Consider the following 19365-nt stretch of genomic DNA (forward strand, 5'->3'; position numbering starts at 1 on the left):
GATTCTGACTCTGTAACCTTTCTGTAACTCACCTTATGTTATGAAAAATCCTGCCATAAATAACAAGATAATATACTGCCTCAAAACAAGAGGGCAATATACTGCTTAAAAAAAGTCCAATGCCCCCATTTAAATAACTTTTTGTGGCACATTTTCCCTCACCCCAAAGACCATCAGAAAGGAGATTTCAGATGAATTTGAACCGACGAGAGTTTATTCAGGTATCAGGAGCTACGGCTGCCGGCCTTGCAGTCAGCACCCTTGGTTTTGACCTGAAACCGGTCAAAAGCCATGCCCAGATGCTAAAAACAAAGTACGCGAAAGAGACAACAACCATATGCTGCTACTGCGCTGTGGGATGCGGTGCAATTGTCCACACAAGCAAACGTGGCGACGGACGGGTAATTAACATTGAAGGTGATCCCGATCATGTCATAAACCGCGGCGCACTCTGCTCTAAAGGTGCATCAATAAAACAGCTCACAGAAAACGAAAACCGTCTGACCCGACCCATGTACAGAGCGCCCTACTCCACAAAATGGGAAGAGGTCTCCTGGGACTGGGCACTGGAAAAAATTGCCGAGAGAGTCAAAAAGACAAGGGATGATGGCTTTGAAAAGACCAATTCCAAAGGTCAGGTTGTAAACCGTACCACAAGCATAGCCTCTGTTGGTTCTGCTGCAATGGATAATGAAGAGTGCTGGATATATCAGGCACTTTTGAGATCCCTTGGACTTGTATATATAGAACATCAGGCCCGTATCTGACACAGCGCAACTGTAGCGGCTCTGGCAGAGTCGTTTGGACGCGGTGCAATGACAAACCACTGGATTGACCTTAAAAACAGTGACTGCATTCTCATCATGGGCAGCAATGCCGCTGAAAACCATCCCATTTCTTTCAAATATGTAACCCAGGCCATGCAAAATGGTGCAAAGCTTATAAGCGTTGACCCAAGATTCACAAGAACATCGGCCAGGGCTGACTTCTACACAGCCCTTAGATCAGGAACAGACATTGCCTTTCTTGGCGGCATGATCAACTACATCCTTAAAAACAACCTCTATAATAAGGAATATACAGCAGCCTATACAAATGCTCCTTTTATTGTGGGAAAATCCTATGGATTTAAAGATGGTCTCTTTTCCGGATATACCAAAGGAAAACCAGAGGCAGGCCCATCCCTTGGAGGTTACGACAAATCCCAATGGGCATTTGAGATGGATGAAAACAAGGTTCCTATGATGGACAGAAGCCTTGAAAATGAAAGATGTGTTTTTCAGCTTCTGAAAAAGCACTACTCAAGATACACTCCGGATATGGTATCAAAAATAACAGGAACATCCGAGGCGGATCTTATAAATGTTTATAAAACCTTTGCAGAGACAGGCGCAAAGGGCAAGGCAGGAACCATCATGTATGCCATGGGCTGGACCCAGCACACTGTGGGAACCCAGATCATCCGGACAATGGCCATAGTCCAGCTTCTTCTTGGCAACATGGGCATTGCCGGCGGGGGTGTTAATGCTCTTAGGGGGGAATCCAATGTTCAGGGTTCCACAGACCACTGTCTTTTGTGGCACATCTGGCCGGGGTACCTCAAAACTCCAAGTGCTTCTAAAGATTCTCTCTCCGTATATAATGCCAGTGCAACACCAAAAAGCTATGATTCTCTCTCTGCAAACTGGTGGCAGAACTATCCTAAATATTCGGTAAGTCTTCTTAAATCCTTCTTTGGGGAACAGGCAACCCAGGCCAACGATTTTGGCTACAACTGGCTTCCCAAGGTAGATGACGGAAAGGCATATTCGTGGTTTGACCTTTTTGATAAAATGTTTGACGAAAAAATAAAGGGCTTTTTTGCCTGGGGACAGAACCCTGCATGCTCCGGCTCCAATGCAGGAAAAATCAGAAAAGCCCTTGAAAAACTGGAATGGATGGTCAACGTTAATCTATTTGACAACGAGACAGGTTCTTTCTGGCAGGGACCTGGCGTAGATCCCACCAAGGTAAAGACTGAAGTTTTTATGCTGCCGGCATCTGTTTCCGTGGAAAAAGAGGGAAGCATCACAAACTCCGGCAGATGGATGCAGTGGCGATATCAAGGCCCAAAACCCATGGGCGACAGCCGGCCTGACGGCGATATCATTCTGGAGCTTGGCCACAAGATAAAGGAGCTTTACCACAAGGACGGTGTACTTGCAGAGCCAATTTTAAACCTCAAATGGGATTATGACACAAACGGAGCATATGACCCCCACAAGGTGGCAAAAGAGATCAATGGCTATTTTCTCAAAGATATCACCATTAAGGATAAACTCTACAAAAAAGGCACCCTTGTTCCAAGTTTTGCATTTTTACAGGCAGATGGTTCCACATCTTCAGGCAACTGGCTCTACTGTAACAGCTACACAGAAAAAGGCAACATGTCTGCCCGCAGAAGCGACAAGGATGCTGTCAACAACATCGGCCTCTATCCTGAATTTGCATGGTGCTGGCCTGTAAACCGCCGTATCATATACAACAGAGCATCAGTGGATCCCAAGGGGCAGCCCTGGGACAAGGATCAGTGGGTTATAAAGTTTGAAGGGGAACAAAAAGATGGCAAATGGGTCTCCAACAAGTGGACAGGAGATGTACCTGACGGCGGATGGTATCCACTTGAAAATCCGGATGGTAGCAAGCGAGAAGATTCAAAGTATCCATTTATCATGAGAAAACACGGCCATGGCCAGATCTTCGGGCCAGGGAGAGCAGATGGTCCCTTTCCTGAGCACTATGAACCCCTTGAGTGTCCGGTTGAAAAGAACTTTCTCAATCCCCAGAGGGTCAATCCAACGGCTGTTGTATATTCCAGCAGCGAGGATTCCCATGCCACATGCGATCCAAGATTTCCTTTTGTGGGTACAACCTACAGGGTAAGCGAACACTGGCAGACAGGGCTTATGACCCGTCCCCAGCCATGGCTCATGGAGCTTCAGCCCCAGATGTTTGTTGAAATGAGTGAAGAGCTTGCAAAGCTTAAAGGCATAAAGAACGGAGAAAGGGTCAAAGTGACAAGTGCAAGGGCATCTGTTGAATGTACAGCAGTTGTAACCAAGCGCTTCAAACCCTTTAACATTGGCGGCAACCTTGTGCATCAGGTGGGAGTTCCCTGGCATTTTGGATGGAGATGGCCATCAACAGGAGCTGAAGAGAGTGCAAATCTTTTAACTCCGCCGGCAGGTGATCCAAACACCCGTATTCCGGAAACCAAGGCATTCATGGTCAATGTAATCAAACTTTAAGGAGGTGATTGAAATGGCAAAAGCATTTTTTATTGATACGACTCTCTGCACAGCGTGCAGAGGTTGCCAGGTCGCCTGCAAACAGTGGCATGACCTTCCGGCTGAAATTACAACAAACAGAGGCACCTTCCAGAACCCTGCTGATCTAACCTTTTCCACCTACAAACTGGTGCGCATGACAGAAGAGGTCATTGATAAAAAGCTGACATGGCTCTTTTTTCCTGATCAGTGCCGTCACTGCATTGAGGCACCATGCCTTGAGACTGCGGAAAACAGTGATGCAATTTACAGGGACGAAGATACAGGAGCTATCCTTTATACAATAAAAACAAAAGAGCTTGATGCTGAAAGCATTATTTCATCATGCCCCTACAACATCCCAAGAAAAGCTGAAGATGGAACTATTTCCAAATGCGACATGTGCAATGACAGGGTTCACAATGGCCTTAAACCTGCATGTGTTGCAACATGCCCAACCGGAACCATGAATTTTGGTGAGAGAGAAGAGATGCTTGCCCTTGGGGAAAAGCGTCTTGCAGAGGTTAAGGAAAAATTTCCCAATGCATCTCTGCTTGACACAGATGAGGTCAATGTCATATATCTTGTGACTCACGACTCAAGGCTTTACCATGAGTATGCCATGGCACCCCAATCAAGAAAAAGCGGCATCAGCCGCAAGGTTGCACTCCGAAAAATGATGAAGCCTTTTGCATCTTTAATGCGAGTATAAACTAATAAACGGCCATGGCAGCAACACCTGCCACAACGACGTAGAAAGTCCTCAAAAACCTTAAAAGACGGGGGCTTTCTAATAAACCCCCCATGTTTGCTGACGCATCACAATGAAACATGAAAGTCGTTGTATATCACTATGTTATAGAGGCTTTCTAATAAAAATACGCCGGAAAGAAAAAATTCTTTCCGGCTTCCCTCCACGGAGATTTCATGACAACAGAGACCTGCAACATAACAGAACAAATTAATAAAAGTGCTGAAAACCTTGTAAAGATGCGACCGGCATATGAAGAGATAATACCTTTTTACAGAGAGCTTTACCTTGCCCAGGAAGATAGTAAAAAAAACCTTGACCTTTCTCCTGTCATAATTGCAGATGATGTTTTAAAAATGAGAAAAGAGAATGAGCTTCCGCTGATATCTCCAGAGCAATTTCCCTTTGACCATAAACATGCATCCATACTCCTTAAAAGACTTTGCACCATTGCAAAAAAGAGGGCTCCGGCACTTAAAAAGAGCGCCAACACTATCCTTGAAGCAGAACTTGATACAGAACAGCTATTTAATGACTTTATAAAAAACAATATCGCCTCTATTCGTGAAACAGTTAAAAAGCTTGCAATCCCTGAAGAGCACCTGATATTGCTGGCAGCGTCTGCAATTGCACCAGCCGTGGAAACAGGAGCTCAACAGCTTGCCCATTACCTTGAAAAAGAGAGCAGTGCTAAAGATAACACCACTGCATGGGACAAGGGCTTCTGCCCCATATGCGGAAGTCTGCCACAGATTGGATATATAAAAGAAAATGGCGAAAGGCACATGATATGCGGATTCTGCCTCCATCACTTTAAAACAGGCAGAACAGGATGTGCTTTGTGCAGGAATCGTGAAAAAGATCAGCAACAATACTTTTACAGTGATGATGAAAAAGAGTACAGGGTGGATCTTTGCAACCACTGCAAAAGATACATCAAAATCGTTGATTTACGGGAACTTGAACGACCATTTTATCCACAGCTTGAACTTGTTGCCACAATTCATCTTGACATGAAGGCCATTGAACATGGGTACTCAAATCTCCTTGAACAATAATTTTCATTTAAAAGTCTCCATAACATATTGATATACTCAAAATCGACATCTTATTGCTTTTCCAGATCTTATTGCTTTTTTAGATCTTATTGCTTTTTTAGATCTTATTGCTTTTTCAGAACTTATTGCATTTGTCTGAATCAAGATAACCAGGATGGATAGGATGTCCAGGATAGATAATCCTGTATTATCCTGTTATAATCCTGAGAATCCTGATTCAGACAGTGTTGACAAGGCTTACAAGATCATAGGTGTGGACTTTGAGGATATACAACGATTTTAATGTTTCGTTGTGATGCGTCAGCAAACATGGGAGGGGTGATATAAAAGTCCCCGTAAGTAGCTGTTTAAAAAAAGACTTTAATCATATGCCAAAAAAGAGCATGTTGCCACATACAACCATTCCGGCACTGAAGCACATTATAATATCCACATGGTTCAGTTTCTCAATATTTTTCCTTTACTCCTGTCAGGATACTGTTGACACTGAAATGGCAGCCACAAGAAAATTTGGAATCACAAATGAACAGATAACCATTGGCTCATCCCTTGCCCTTGAAGGCCACACAGGATACCTTGGCGCACAGACCCTGCATGGTGCCCTTGCATATATAAACCATATCAATGGACAAGGGGGAATCCATGGACGCAAGATAAAAATGATTGCATATGATGATGGATATGACCCTCCCCGCTGTGTTGCCAACACCCAGAAACTCATTGTAGAGGACAAGGTGTTCTGCCTGTTTAGCTATGTTGGTACCCCCACAACAGTAAAGATACTGCCACTTGTGGAAGATGCACAAATTCCCATTGTCGGGATGTTTACAGGAGCAAATGCCCTCAGAGAACCCCTGAACCGATACATTATAAATGTCAGGGCATCCTATTATCAGGAGACAGGCGCTGCTGTAAAACATCTTGTTGAAAAGATGAAACTTGAAAGAATTGCAGTATTTTACCAGTATGATGCATATGGATTTGACGGCCTTAAGGGAACTGAAATTGCCCTGAAATCATATGGTTTTTTACCTGTTGCTACAGGAACCTATATCCGCGGAACCCTTGATGTGGAGGAAGGTCTTGAAAAAATCATGCAAAAAAAAGCACAGGCTGTTGTCCTCATAGGCACATATGAACCTTGTGCTAAATTTATAAAACTTGCAAGATCACGGGGATTTGAATCTGTATTCTGTAATGTCTCGTTTGTCGGAGCTGACAAGCTGGCAAAAATTCTTGGTCATACTGATGAACAGATAATCGTAACCCAGGTTGTGCCGCCACCTGAAATACCCGATGGAGAAACAGAAAAATACAGCCGCAAATTATGGGGAACCAGGGAATACATTGAGCTTCTTGAAGAGTATTACCCGGAAGATACGCCAAATTTTGCAGGCCTTGAAGGGTATATAAATGCAAAAGTTCTTGTAGAAGGAATCAGACGGGCAGGAAGGGAACTTGATCGGGAAGGGTTCATAAATGCCATTGAAACCATACGTGATCTGGATCTTGGTATTGACAATCCCCTCTCCTTTAATTCTCATGATCACCAGGGGCTTGAGCGTGTATATTTTACATATCTGAAAGGCGGGAAATTTGTATGGTTAACCGACTGAAAAGCCTTGTAAAACAACAAAATTACACCCAAAATCAAGAGGGCAGCCAAAACGGAATTTTTGCCAGCATAAAAAAAATCAATTTCAGAAACACAACCCTGAAAAACAGAATTTTCTTTTCAACAACGGCTGTAATCCTTCTGACAAGTGTATTGATTGCACTTTTTACACGCTGGATACTTATATCAAGCCTCACATCAGAGCTTAAAGAGAGGGGAATCGGTATTGGCCACAGTATTGCTGAAAGTTCAAGGGGATATATTCTTACAGAGGATATTCCCAACCTTATAAGCCTTATTTTTGATGCCCGTCTTGGTGTACGGAAAAACCTTATGGAGTACGCCTACATCACTGATAAACAGGACAGAATCCTTGCACACACATTTACCATTGATTTTCCGCAGGAACTTTACAATGTCAACTTAATTGAACCTGAAAAAAATCACAACGTGGAGCTTATTCAGCTTAACGGTAAAAAAGTCTATGATGTTGCAGTTCCTGTAACAGAAGGTATATACCGCATAGGCTCAGTTCATGTGGGGCTGAAAAAAAAACACATTGACCAGCTTATCGGAAAACTTCGCACCACCTTTCTGGCCTTTGTTTCAGCCGTCACCATACTCTTTTTCATCATAAGTCTTCACCTCTCCAAATATATCATACGCCCCATAACCAGACTGACAAAAGTGTCTGACGAGATCAGCAGTGGCAATTATGATATAACCCACAATCTGGACAATCTTTGCCACTCCGGTGGCTCAATGGATGAAGTCCGGCAATTAAGTGACTCATTCCTTAACATGACCCAGCGAATAATTGACTCACAGGAGAAACTCAAGGAATCTGAAAGCAAATATCGCTCACTTTTTGCAGGAGGCCCCAATCCCATCTTTGTACTGGATCGTAAAACCCTGGAAATTATGAGTGCCAACCCTGCTGCTGAAGAGATCTATGGATACTCCAAAAAAGCCTTAACTGGAAAGCCATTTACTGAACTTGGCCCTTTTGAGCTTCACGAGATACAGAAATCTGATTTTCAGGCACAGCACTCAGGCAAGGTAACTTCTGTTGGCTCCAAGGTTCAGTGCAAAAGAAAAAACGGCCAGATTCTCTATGTCAATGTCCATGCATGCCCTGTAAGATACCAGGAAAAAGATGCTGTAATTATTGCCACAACCGACATAACAGAAATGGTGGAAAAGGACAGCCAACTTATACAGGCAAGCAAGATGACAACACTTGGAGAGATGTCCGCCGGTATTGCCCATGAGCTTAATCAGCCCCTTAATGCAATAAAAATGGGTAATGAATTCATTGAGATGATGATTGAAAAAAGTCAGAAAATCCCTGATGATGAGCTTTCATGTATTGTCAATGAGATCAGCGGCCAGGTAGATCGGGCAGTGGACATAATCCGTCGTCTCAGGGATTTTGGACGCAAGTCAGATTTCACAAAGGAGCGTGTGAACATCAACAGGCCTGTCAAAAGCGTGCTTGATATTATCGGCCGACAGTTAAGACTTCAAAACATTGATATCAAACTTGACATGGGTCATGATATTCCTCCCATACTTGCCCATCCCAACAGGATAGAACAGGTTATCTTCAACCTTATAACCAATGCAAGGGATGCCATAAACCAGAAACTTGAAGCAGATACCCAAAAGAGCGCAAGTGACCTCCAAAAGAGCGGAAATAATGCCCAAAAGAGTGGAATCAATGATGAAGATATTGCGAACCAGATTATGATTACAACATCCACACATGGCAAACAGGTTATTGTAACAGTTTCCGATACAGGGATGGGAATAGATAAAAATATCAGGGAACGCATTTTTGAAGCTTTTTTCACCACAAAAAAAATGGGTGAAGGAATGGGGCTTGGTCTATCAATAACCAACGGAATTGTTGAAGATTATGGCGGGCAGATAACAATTGAGAGCGATGAAGGCAAGGGTACCACCTTTTGCCTGACGTTTCCCGCTGCTCAATAATTTCTTTCGGGTCGTTCTTACACGATTTTTATAAGAAAGTCCCCGTATTTTAAGGTTTTTTTCAGGGCTTTCATGCTTCGTTGTGGCAAGATGGTTTTGCCATGGCCGTTTATATGAAAGTCTCAGTAAGTGGCTGTTTTTAAAACGACTTTCATCTCTTCGATTGTGGCGGTGATCAGCCATGTACGTTTATATGAAAGTCTCAGTAAGTGGCTGTTTTTAAAAACGACTTTCATCTCTTCGATTGTGGCGGGCATCCGCCATGTACGTTATACAAACACCATAATTCAAGAGGATTTTCCATGAAAACAAAATATTTACATAAAACTGCTGTGCTTATCATCATTTTTTTGCTGCTGTCATTTTATTCAGAGGCATTTGAACCGGCAATAGGAAGAAAGGTTCTTGATGTTCAATTGCCTGTGCCGGAAAATTCACAATATCAATCCTACCTTGGTGTGAAGAATTTTCAAGGTAATTTCAGGGTTTCAGAGATTGATGCCACTGTTGTGCTTGTGGAAATTTTCAGCATGTACTGCCCACACTGCCAGAAAGCAGCTCCGGAGCTAAATGCCCTTTTCAAGCAGATTGAACAGAACGATAAATACAGGGGCAAAATCAAACTCATCGGCATAGGTGTGGGCAATTCTGACTTTGAGGTGGAATATTTCAAAAAAACATATAACATTGAATTTCCACTTTTTTCAGATCCTGATTTTACAATTCACAAAATGCTGGGTGAGGTGAGAACACCATATTTTATAGGTGTCAAACAATCCCAGGATGGAAAGCCTGAAATTTTCATGTCAGAGGCAGGAAGGGAAAAAACACCCGAAGAACTTTTTGACCTTATTACAACAATAACTGATTTATAACCCAAATCTTTTAAAATGGTGATTTAATGATATTTACTTCAAAAAAGACTCTTATTATTTCAGGAATAACCCTTTTATCTTTAATTATCTTCTCAGTTTTCATACCATCAAAGTCCAATGCGCTTTCAGATATTTATGGAGACAAGATATTTGATACAGGCAATCTCAAACCGGTTGACAGCGAGCTTAAGGTCAAAACAGGAGAGAATGCCCCTGATTTTACCCTTGAAACAATTTCCGGCACAAAGATCACACTGAGTCAATTCCAAGGGAAAAAGAATGTGCTATTAAGTTTTATTCCGGCAGCCTGGACACCTGTATGCTCTGACCAGTGGCCAGGATACAACATTGCAAAACCTCTCTTTGACAAGCACGACACAATACTTCTGGGAATAAGTGTGGACAATCTGCCCACACTTTTTGCATGGACAAAGCAGATGGGAGAGCTTTGGTTTGAGGTACTCTCGGACTTCTGGCCCCACGGTGCTGTGGCAGATTCCTTTGGCATTCTGCGCTCAGACGGCACAGCAGAGCGTGGGCTTTTTCTAATTGACAAACAGGGCATTATAAGATTCATACATGTAGGGGACATAAATGTCCGCCCTGATCTTGGCATAATTGTCAAGGCCATGGAAAATCTTGAACCATGAATCTTGGTTTTATGGCACTTGATACTCATTAACCTGTACAGGCCAGAGAGGCCAGAGAACCAAAGATATTTTCCGATTTTCCTGCTCCAAAAAGCACAAAAATCGGAGAATAAAATGAAGACGACTGCACTGTCAGCACATAGTTTTAGGGTTATCTGCAACGTAGAGACAAGGCATGCCTTGTCTCTACAATTAACCGAACCCTAATTGTTAGCTTTGACAATGCACTAACCCTTGAAGAATATCGCCTTGATGATGGCTCCGGCCATATTGGGATTCTCTTTAAGTCTTCTTGTGGAATAGCCGAACCAGTCCTTGCCAAATGGTATATAGACACGCATCCTGTGCCCGTTATCCAAAATGGATTTTCTCAATGCAGGTGTAACACCGTAGAGCATCTGGAATTCATACTGATCCTTTGTTGCTCCATATTTTTCTATGAGCTTGTAGGCCCCTTCAACAAGATTTTTGTCATGGGTGGCAATGGCAGGATACATCTTCTCCTGAAACATCAGCTCAAGATCCTCAAGGTAATGGGTATTTATATCATTATACTTTTTATAAGCAATGGCTTCAGGCTCCACATAGATACCCTTGCAGAGGCGAAAATTCAAAGGCACCTCATCACTGTGAATATCCTTCATATCCCTAATATCCTGATTTGTACGTTTAAGATATGCCTGAAGGACAAGACCCACATTTTTGGGAAACTCCTCCTTTATTTTGCGGAAAAGCTCAATTTCAAGGTCAGTACATGGAGAATCTTCCATATCAATACGTACAAAATTATCGTATGAGGCAGCTTTTGCAACAATCTCCCTGATGTGATTAAAGGCAACTTCCTTGTCAATGAGCAACCCGAATGATGTAGGTTTCAGGCTGTAGTTAGAGTCAACATCAGCCTCTTCGACTTTATCAATAAGCCTGAGATACTCCTGCTTGTTGGCTTCTGCCTCATCAAGATTCTTGATAAACTCACCAAGCACATCAATGGTTGCCATTATACCTTCAGAATTTAGCTGCCTTGCAGCCTCAATTGCATCGGCAATGCTCTCCCCTGCAATGTACTCCTTTGAAAATACCCAGACAAGATTTTTGGGCATGTACGGCAACATGTTTGAAATCAATTTGTTTATAAGCATTTTCCTTAAAACTCCTATTACCATAAATTTTTTTATCAATGAATCCCCATGGAGATGAACTCCAAAAACAGGATATCCTTGCCACATCAAAACCCTTCTGCATCAAACCTTTGCAAAAAAGTGACCCTGGAGAATATCTTTATGGGATTTTATCACTTCTGGCACAACACAATCTCAATGGTTTAACCATTAGTATGGAATAATTTTAACGGAGTCAAGAAAATTTTTAAAAAATTGCAAGTAACCTTTAAAAAATTGCCTGTTATATCCACCAAAGACCCAATTATTGACTCAAAACAGACATATTTATGGCTTGATAGTTTTTGCATTTGTCTGAACCAGGATGCCCAGGATGAAAAGGATGTTCAGGATATATATCATCCTGCCTTATCCTGTTTATCTTGGACATCCTGATTCAGACACTATTGACAATGTTCACAGGATTATATGTGTCATCTTTGAGTTATTAATCACATATAATCACTATCTGCATATCCATGACATTGGTCATTGTAGGCCCTGTTACAACAAGATCGCCAAGCTCTTTGAAAAAGATGTACGAATTGTTATCTGCAAGATAGCTTTCTAATGATAAACCAATCTTTTTTGCATGCTTGACTGTGGAGCTGTCAGCAAAAGCTCCGGCAGCGTCTGTCGGGCCATCAGTTCCATCTGTGCCAGCAGAGAGAATAACAATTTTCTTGCTATCCTGAAGATTTATTGCCGCAGCAAGTGCAAGTTCCATATTTCTGCCACCTTTTCCTGTCCCTTTCAATGTCACTGTTGTTTCTCCTCCTGACAACAGACAGGCTGGCCTTTTTAACGGCCTGTCCCAAAGCTCTGTCTCTTTAGCAATGGCGCAAAGAACCTTTGCAACCTCAGTTGCCTCTCCCTGTATCATGGAAGATAATACAAGTGTGTTAAAGCCTGATTTTACTGACTCTTCTTCCGCAGCACTAAGGGCATGGGACAAAGTACCGCTTATGTAATTATGGACATTTGCAAAAAGAGCATCCCCGGGTTTTGGCGTTTCTCTTATGGTTCCGGATATTCCTGATTCAATGTGCTGCCGAACAGCAATTGGAATCTTTTCCCACAATCTGTAATGCAAAAGAGTATCCCTGCAATCATTAAAAGTGCTGCCATCGCCAACTGTCATACCAGATGCAATAATATCAAGATCGTCTCCGATAACATCGGAAAGAATAAGAGATACAACATTGGCTCCATTGACATTTTTACAAAATTGCCCGCCCTTGATGAGGGAAAGGTGCTTTCTTACGGTATTTATCTCATGAATGGTTGCTCCGCATGCCAGAAGATGGCGGGTTGTCTCCTGTTTGTCCGCAAGTGATATTCCCTCAACAGGTGCAGGAGTAAGGGCTGAACCTCCACCGGAAATCATACAGATAACAAGATCCCCGGGGCCGGCGCAGGAGATGAGTGAAAGAAGCTCACAAGTGGCCTTAACTCCATTTTCGTCAGGGATGGGGTGCCCTGCCTCCATTAACCTGCATTTTTTAAGGGGCACACTGTGGCCATACTTTGTAATAACAAGACCATCATCAATATGATCTGCAAGAGTGGCCTCTGCCTCCCCTGCCATGGCAGCAGATGCCTTGCCTACTCCCACAAGGTAAATTTTTCCTGTCTCTTCAAGGGAGAACGAGCTTTTGCCAATTTTGATAGAGCCATTTTTCAGGGCAAGATTCTTTCTGACGCATATTTCAGGAGATACAGCAGCCACTCCCTTATAAAATATTTTTAATGCAGCTTTCTTCATTGATTCATAACTATATTCCATAATCTCCCTCCCGCCAGCTAAGTGGATTTCCCTTGATTTTTCAGGTATTTTTAATTTATCGGTTTACACATTTTTTGAACCATGATTTTCATGATTAAAGGATTTAGCTTGATTTTTTAATTATGTTAATCATAAATCCTGTTAATCATGGCCGTTATATTTCAGCATGTTATGCAGACTTTCTAATAAAACAGCAACGACAAAGGACAAACATTTGAAAAACAGATTATTCAGGCTTCAGATTGCAGTATTTGCACTGGTTTCGGCAACATTTACAAATATTTATATCACCCAGCCCATACTGCCGGTGCTCCAGGATGAATTTTCTGTCTCTCCTGCACAGGTATCCATGACTGTATCCATTGTTATTCTGGGTATTGTCTTCTCCAACCTTCTTTTCGGATATCTCGCAGACAGATTTTCCATCCGCCCTATAATTCTCACAGGCGGGATATGTGTTGCCATTGGGGGAATGATATCCTCACAGACACACCAGTTTAATATTCTACTCATGGCAAGAATGTTTCAGGGGCTCTTCATTCCGGCTTTGACAACAAGCCTTGCTGCCTGGCTTGCCAAGACACTTCCCAAAGAGAGATTGAAGGTTATCATGGGTTCATATGTTGCAGCAACTGTTCTCGGAGGACTTGGCGGGCGCCTTCTCGGAGGATGGATTCATCCGCCATTTCATTGGCGATATGCCATGATATCGGCATCCGTACTTGTAATATTCACCATGATACTTGCACTGATAATGCTTCCGAAACCTCAAAAGAGTGCGATTTCCCTGAACGGAAACCGTGACAAAGCTGATCTTCCCATGAAAGAGAACCAGGAGAAACAAGAGAGTTCATATCTGTCCATTGTAATGCGAAAGGAGCTTTTCCTTATCTATGCCTGTGGTGCAGGGGGACTTATGATGTTCCAGCCGCTTTTCAATTTTCTGTCCTATCGCCTTGCAGCACCTCCTTTCAGCTATTCCACCGAGACAATAACACTTGTCTATCTTGTCTATGCACTGGGTATTTTTCTGGGACCAATGGCAGGGCAACTGAGCAACAAACTTGGAGGTGGCAATATTTTAATTGCGGGAAGTATTCTTATGGGCATCTCATTTATCCTTCTGCTGCTGCCAAGCATTACTGCTGTCCTTGCAGGAGTTGTTGGGGTATGTGCAGGCTTTTTCTCCATTCATGCTGTGGCAGTCGGGCTTTTAAACGAAAAACTTACCGGCAGCCAGGGAAAGGCCAATGCCGTATATGTTCTCTTTTACTATACAGGAGGATGGCTTGGAATCACAGGGGCAGGCTTTACCTTTGAAAAATTTGGATGGTATGGGGTAATAGGTTTTGTGGTCTGTTTTCTTGCAATACCTTTGGCTACAGGTATCAACGAGAGAAATAGCTCAAAATATACATCATAGACGATTATCAGCGCCGTACCGACAAAGCTTGGTCGATATCTTATTGTCGATGACTGCCCCGCAGTGACCATCTTTTCCAGGCACACTCATAGAAAAAGAGTAGATTCTTATCTCTGATGGCACTCCTTGAGTCTCTTCTACGATGATGGGAGAGACTAATTCAACATCCTAAAGATAATGAGAAACAAAAAAGTGTCTTATCTCTTAAGCTGCAACTGGAGAGTAATACAACGGCATAAGTTGAAAGGAATTGGCTCATTATTTGGCATCCTTCAGATGAACTAGAAAGTACTTTACACTTTTTTGTGAGAGATTCCCGCTATTCAGAGCTTTTTCTCCGAAAAGTGTAAAATAAGAAATGAAGCATGCCCATTATTTAAGGGGCATTCCTAAAAATCAATCCTTCTTGCTTTCCAATATCTGCCCCCCCAATATACATCATTCAGACAAGAGATCATCACTCCCTTTTTTGTGGATACATGCAAAAACATATTGTTTTCAATATAGATCCCCACATGTCTTGTTTTCCATCCAATTTTAAAAAAAACCAAATCACCGGAACGAAGCTCATTGAATGGGATAGCTCTGCCAATTTGTGCCTGCAATCTGGTTGTACGAGGTAAAGCGATATCAAACATTTCCAAATAGGTTACATAAACGAAACCAGAGCAGTCAATCCCATTTTTGTCAAGCCCGCCTAATCTGTATCTAATGCCTTTCCATTGCTCATAATGCTCATACAGCATCTCTTTAACAGTGGCTGTATCATCTGAAAAAATTTCTATCCCAACAGGAGAGTCAGGTTCTCCTGGTAAATTTGTCTCAATTACACCCCTGCTGCATGCTGTCATAAAAAAGCATAAGAACAGTAGTGCAATTGATGTAATTAATCTATGCAATTGCCCTTCCTCTCCATTTTATCAACACTTATTTTCGACCACTTAATTTTAAAGCAACCTTTCCATATTGTTTCAATAAGGTTCACGACCTTTTCGGCTGTCCATTCCATTATGTTTCATAAAGTTTTACCCAAAAAGAATCAAAAATCTTAACTACTTGTTTTTATTAAAATAAAATACAGTGGCACACCTTTTGCTGTAGTTATTATCAAAACAATAACAGAAGCAATCGAAACAATGACAAAAACAGCAAAATATTGAACAGAACAGAATATAAACGAAAAACCAAGGAGGATACCATGGCTATTATATCAATAACAGGAGCAAAATTCACCCATTCCGATGAGACAGTTGCAAAACTTTCGGAAAAACTCGGATACAAAATCATAACTGACCAGGAGATCATGGAGGAGACTGCCCAAAATCAGGACATTCAGATTGCAACCATCCATAAGGTGGTTGACTCAAAGCAGATACCCTTCAATGACTTTACACATGAAAAAGAGAAAACCATTGCAGCCCTGAGAAAAACCCTTGCCCTTCATATCAGTCAGGGCAATACAATTTTCAACGGCATTCTTGGACACCTTATTCCATCATGGACAACACATGCTCTCAGGGTGCTCATTGTAACTGACAGAGAGACGCGAATCCAGAACGGCATTAAACTTCTTGGAGTTCCTGAAAAAGATGCTGCCCACGAAGTGAACGAAGCAGACAAACATACAATGCTCTGGGTAAACAGCCTTACAGACAAAAAAGCCTGGGATAAGAGCCTATATGACATAGTTATTCCATCTGACAAACTTGATGTTACAGAATCTGTTGAGCTTATTTCCAAACACCATGAAACAATGGCTGCCATGAGTGAGGATCTTGTGAAAAAGGAAGCCTCTGACTTTGCACTTGCAGCCGATGTCTCCCTTGCCCTTGCAGAGACTGGTTCCGGTCTCATAGTTACGGCTGACAATGGTGATATTGTTGTGACCATTGACAAGAACGTACTCTTTCTCTCCAAACTTAAACAGAAAATCACCACCATTGCAAAACAGATTCCAGGGGTTAAGTCTGTTGATACCAAAATCGGCAAAAACTACTACAAGGCAGGCAGAAGCCACAACTTTGACTTTGAAACACCCCTGCATGTCCTGCTTGTGGATGATGAAAAGGAGTTTGTCCAGACACTTTCAGAGCGCCTTAAGATGCGCCAGATAAGCAGCAACGTAGTATTCAGCGGCCAGGAAGCCCTTGATTCTGCCCACAGAGATGAGACAGAAGTGATGGTACTTGACCTCAAGATGCCTGGTATTGACGGATTTGAAGTACTCCGGAAAATCAAGCAGACCAAGCCACACATAGAGGTGATAATTTTGACAGGACATGGTTCCGAAGCTGACAAGGCAACATGTATGGAACTTGGAGCATTTGCATATCTCCAGAAACCAGCAGACATTGACCAGCTTGCCGAGACCATGAAAAAGGCATACGAAAAAATTAATCAACGAAAACAAAATGAAGAAGATGCCCAATAAATAAAAAAAGGTAGGGTAGCAAACCTGTTGAAGGGCTCTTTCCTCTCTTCTGCATCTGCCAAGAGAAGATGCCGGCACAAGGTCAACAGGTTTGTAACACACTACCCTAAAAAGGAGAGACCATGAAAGTTAAAGTGCTTTTAGCTGACGATGAAGTTGATTTTGCAAAAACCCTGGCAGAAAGACTTGAAATGAGAAATCTGTCAGTAACACCGGTATTTTCCGGAAAGGCTGCTCTTGAGATCATTGAGGAGATTGATTTTGATGTCATTGTACTTGATGTTCTCATGCCTGAAACAAACGGAATTGATCTTCTGAGGGAGATAAAGGAAAAAACCCCGTTGACCCAGGTTATTATGCTTACAGGGCAGGCAACTGTAAAAAATGCCATTGAAGGCATGAAACTTGGAGCCTTTGATTTTCTTCTGAAACCCGCTGACATTGATATGCTGGAAGAGAAGATAAATGATGCATATGGAATCAAACTCAGACATGAAGAGCGCATCAGAAAGGCACAAATTGACTCAATTATAAAGGAACGAGGCTGGTGATATCATTGATGATGCACACCATAATGCTTTAGGAATTGATTTTTAACAACTTGTCCATTCAACTCGCCCCAGCCACATTTTACAGACTTGCAAGGGGGAGTTTGGGTAAGTTAATTAAACCCAATTACTTAGTGCTGGCAAAGCACGTCAAAAATATTTTTTTAAATCAGGAGAAATACATTGACTACACAAACTATGGCCTCAACCGGCCCAAAAATAGACTGGAAACGGCTAATTTTTCTGACACTGGGACTTGCCCTCTTTTGTATAATCAACTTCAGCCCTGCATGGCCAGATGCTGTTGATCCCACAGGAAAACAGTTTGTCCTGACTCCGGAAGCAAAGGGAGCGCTTGCCGTATTTATGCTTGCAGGTATCTGGTGGGTATTTGAAGTTGTGCCGATAGGCGTAACAAGTCTTACCATTGGAGTAATGCAGGTACTTTTCATGGTTCGCCCTGCGAACAAGGCATTCAAGGATTTCATGGATCCTTCGGTACTCTTTATATTTGCATCCCTTGTAATCGGCATGGTCTTTACCAAAACCGGACTTACAAAACGGCTTGCCTACAAAATGCTCTCGGTTGTTGGCGAGAAAACAAGCATGATCTACCTTGGATGCTTTGTTGTAACAGCAGCCTTGACACACATCATGGCACATACGGCAGTTGCAGCAACCATGTATCCGCTTTTGATAACAATCTACAGCATGTATGCCGATGACAACAACCCCACAAAATTTGGAAAGGGGCTTTTCATAGGAATGGCTTATGTGGCAGGCGCAGGCTCCATTGTAACTCTTCTTGGAGCTGCACGCGGCGCTGTTGCTCTTGGATTTTACAAGGATATTGTTGGACATGAGATATCCTTTTTCCATCTGTCGTACTACATGTTCCCCATTGGCTGGATAATGGTATTTATACTCTGGGGCTTTTTCATGATATTTTTCAAGCCAGAAAAGAAAACAATACCGGGGTTAAAGGAAAAAGCTGTACGACTTAACTCAGAGATGGGCGGACTTACCCGCAATGAGATTCTGGCAGCCATCATTATCTTTACATGTATTGCAGTGATGTCTATGAGATCATTTATTCCTGCCCTACAACCTATTGATAAAACGGCAATAATTCTCATATCAACCATTCTGTTCTTTATCCTCGGCATCCTGGATCTAAAAGATCTTGAGGCAATTCCCTGGAACATAATCCTGCTTTTTGGTGGTGCCATGAGCATTGGATTCTGTCTGTGGGAAACTGGCGCTGCCCAGTGGCTTGCCATCAACTGGCTGACCATGTTCCAAAACTCACACTGGTTTGTATTTGTAATGAGTATCGCATTCTTTGTCATGATGATGACAAACTTTATCATGAACGTTGCAGCCATTGCCATATCTCTTCCTGTGGCTCTCGTTATCGCCCCTTACCTTGGGGTATCGCCGGAAGTAATTGTATTTGCTTCGCTTGTAACAGCGGGTATGCCATTCCTGCTTCTTGTCGGAGCTGCTCCTAATGCCATAGCATATGACTCAAAACAGTTCACAACAGGTGAATTCTTTAATTATGGTATTCCGGCAAGTATCATACTTATGATCATTGTTGGAGTTGCAGTGGCTGTAATATGGCCTCTAATGGGTATGCCGATTCTTACCAATTAAACCAAACCCCAAGGAGATTTAAAATCTTTGGGCGGGCTTTTCCATAGCATCTTGTTTTTGACATGAGATAAAATGGGAACCCCTATACTATTAAAACAAAAAGAAGGTAAAA

At 42.3% G+C, this 19365-nt stretch carries 14 protein-coding genes; 11 read left to right on the forward strand and 3 right to left on the reverse strand.

What is annotated here, in order from left to right; translation table 11 throughout:
• Nucleotides 1-191: 191 nt before the first annotated feature.
• The 7 genes from fdnG to MTBBW1_RS04470 all read left to right on the forward strand — a co-directional run bounded on the left by fdnG (nt 192) and on the right by MTBBW1_RS04470 (nt 10249).
• The gene (fdnG, locus tag MTBBW1_RS04440; RefSeq protein WP_080799829.1) at nt 192-3287 is read left to right on the forward strand and encodes a formate dehydrogenase-N subunit alpha; all 3096 of its coding nucleotides are present in this window, start codon (nt 192-194) and stop codon (nt 3285-3287) included.
• 13 nt (nt 3288-3300) lie between these two features.
• Entirely contained in the window at nt 3301-4017 is a 717-nt protein-coding gene (locus tag MTBBW1_RS04445; protein WP_080799832.1) for a 4Fe-4S dicluster domain-containing protein, read from the forward strand.
• A gap of 215 nt (nt 4018-4232) precedes the next feature.
• Nucleotides 4233-5114, forward strand: coding sequence for a formate dehydrogenase accessory protein FdhE (locus MTBBW1_RS04450; protein WP_080799833.1), 882 nt, complete (start codon nt 4233-4235; stop codon nt 5112-5114).
• Nucleotides 5115-5482: 368 nt separating this feature from the next.
• A complete protein-coding gene (locus MTBBW1_RS04455) occupies nt 5483-6730 on the forward strand; it encodes an ABC transporter substrate-binding protein (protein WP_245809255.1) in 1248 nt (415 codons plus the stop codon).
• Nucleotides 6715-8724 carry an ATP-binding protein gene (locus MTBBW1_RS04460; RefSeq protein WP_186441077.1) on the forward strand — a complete coding sequence of 670 codons (2010 nt, stop codon included), beginning with the start codon at nt 6715-6717 and terminating at the stop codon, nt 8722-8724. The genes MTBBW1_RS04455 and MTBBW1_RS04460 overlap by 16 nt, the downstream gene beginning before the upstream one ends.
• Nucleotides 8725-9026: 302 nt before the next feature.
• Nucleotides 9027-9599, forward strand: a complete 573-nt coding sequence (locus MTBBW1_RS04465; protein ID WP_080799836.1) for a peroxiredoxin family protein — start codon at nt 9027-9029, stop codon at nt 9597-9599.
• Between the two features lie 26 nt (nt 9600-9625).
• Nucleotides 9626-10249, forward strand: coding sequence for a peroxiredoxin (locus MTBBW1_RS04470; RefSeq protein ID WP_080799839.1), 624 nt, complete (start codon nt 9626-9628; stop codon nt 10247-10249).
• A gap of 227 nt (nt 10250-10476) precedes the next feature.
• On the opposite strand, the gene MTBBW1_RS04475 is transcribed toward MTBBW1_RS04470, so the two are convergent.
• Nucleotides 10477-11391 (reverse strand): proline dehydrogenase family protein, encoded by a 915-nt coding sequence (locus tag MTBBW1_RS04475; RefSeq protein WP_222423984.1) that lies wholly within the window; start codon nt 11389-11391, stop codon nt 10477-10479.
• 466 nt (nt 11392-11857) lie between these two features.
• The gene (locus MTBBW1_RS04485) at nt 11858-13195 is read right to left on the reverse strand and encodes a glycerate kinase type-2 family protein (RefSeq protein WP_245809256.1); all 1338 of its coding nucleotides are present in this window, start codon (nt 13193-13195) and stop codon (nt 11858-11860) included.
• A 214-nt stretch (nt 13196-13409) separates the two neighbouring features.
• Here MTBBW1_RS04485 and MTBBW1_RS04490 point away from each other — a divergent pair, with 214 nt between their 5' ends.
• The gene (locus tag MTBBW1_RS04490) at nt 13410-14618 is read left to right on the forward strand and encodes an MFS transporter (RefSeq protein WP_245809257.1); all 1209 of its coding nucleotides are present in this window, start codon (nt 13410-13412) and stop codon (nt 14616-14618) included.
• Between the two features lie 389 nt (nt 14619-15007).
• On the opposite strand, the gene MTBBW1_RS04495 is transcribed toward MTBBW1_RS04490, so the two are convergent.
• The gene (locus tag MTBBW1_RS04495) at nt 15008-15517 is read right to left on the reverse strand and encodes an NlpC/P60 family protein (RefSeq protein WP_245809258.1); all 510 of its coding nucleotides are present in this window, start codon (nt 15515-15517) and stop codon (nt 15008-15010) included.
• A gap of 299 nt (nt 15518-15816) precedes the next feature.
• Here MTBBW1_RS04495 and MTBBW1_RS04500 point away from each other — a divergent pair, with 299 nt between their 5' ends.
• From MTBBW1_RS04500 to MTBBW1_RS04510, 3 genes are all read left to right on the forward strand, one after another.
• Nucleotides 15817-17049 carry a response regulator gene (locus MTBBW1_RS04500; protein WP_080799848.1) on the forward strand — a complete coding sequence of 411 codons (1233 nt, stop codon included), beginning with the start codon at nt 15817-15819 and terminating at the stop codon, nt 17047-17049.
• A 122-nt stretch (nt 17050-17171) separates the two neighbouring features.
• The gene (locus MTBBW1_RS04505; protein ID WP_080799850.1) at nt 17172-17600 is read left to right on the forward strand and encodes a response regulator; all 429 of its coding nucleotides are present in this window, start codon (nt 17172-17174) and stop codon (nt 17598-17600) included.
• 195 nt (nt 17601-17795) lie between these two features.
• Nucleotides 17796-19253 carry an SLC13 family permease gene (locus MTBBW1_RS04510; RefSeq protein ID WP_080799853.1) on the forward strand — a complete coding sequence of 486 codons (1458 nt, stop codon included), beginning with the start codon at nt 17796-17798 and terminating at the stop codon, nt 19251-19253.
• Nucleotides 19254-19365 lie beyond the last annotated feature (112 nt).

This window comes from Desulfamplus magnetovallimortis, from assembly GCF_900170035.1.
Classification (GTDB): Bacteria; Desulfobacterota; Desulfobacteria; order Desulfobacterales; family Desulfobacteraceae; genus Desulfamplus; species Desulfamplus magnetovallimortis.

Excerpts from the sequence above, each read along its gene's own strand:
- MTBBW1_RS04500 (WP_080799848.1), top strand. The coding sequence starts at position 15,817 with ATGGCTATTATATCAATAACAGGAGCAAAATTCACCCATTCCGATGAG.
- MTBBW1_RS04475 (WP_222423984.1), bottom strand. The coding sequence starts at position 11,391 with ATGCTTATAAACAAATTGATTTCAAACATGTTGCCGTACATGCCCAAA.
- MTBBW1_RS04505 (WP_080799850.1), top strand. The coding sequence starts at position 17,172 with ATGAAAGTTAAAGTGCTTTTAGCTGACGATGAAGTTGATTTTGCAAAA.
- MTBBW1_RS04445 (WP_080799832.1), top strand. The coding sequence starts at position 3,301 with ATGGCAAAAGCATTTTTTATTGATACGACTCTCTGCACAGCGTGCAGA.
- MTBBW1_RS04465 (WP_080799836.1), top strand. The coding sequence starts at position 9,027 with ATGAAAACAAAATATTTACATAAAACTGCTGTGCTTATCATCATTTTT.
- MTBBW1_RS04470 (WP_080799839.1), top strand. The coding sequence starts at position 9,626 with ATGATATTTACTTCAAAAAAGACTCTTATTATTTCAGGAATAACCCTT.
- MTBBW1_RS04485 (WP_245809256.1), bottom strand. The coding sequence starts at position 13,195 with ATGGAATATAGTTATGAATCAATGAAGAAAGCTGCATTAAAAATATTT.
- MTBBW1_RS04460 (WP_186441077.1), top strand. The coding sequence starts at position 6,715 with ATGGTTAACCGACTGAAAAGCCTTGTAAAACAACAAAATTACACCCAA.
- MTBBW1_RS04510 (WP_080799853.1), top strand. The coding sequence starts at position 17,796 with ATGGCCTCAACCGGCCCAAAAATAGACTGGAAACGGCTAATTTTTCTG.
- MTBBW1_RS04450 (WP_080799833.1), top strand. The coding sequence starts at position 4,233 with ATGACAACAGAGACCTGCAACATAACAGAACAAATTAATAAAAGTGCT.
- MTBBW1_RS04455 (WP_245809255.1), top strand. The coding sequence starts at position 5,483 with ATGCCAAAAAAGAGCATGTTGCCACATACAACCATTCCGGCACTGAAG.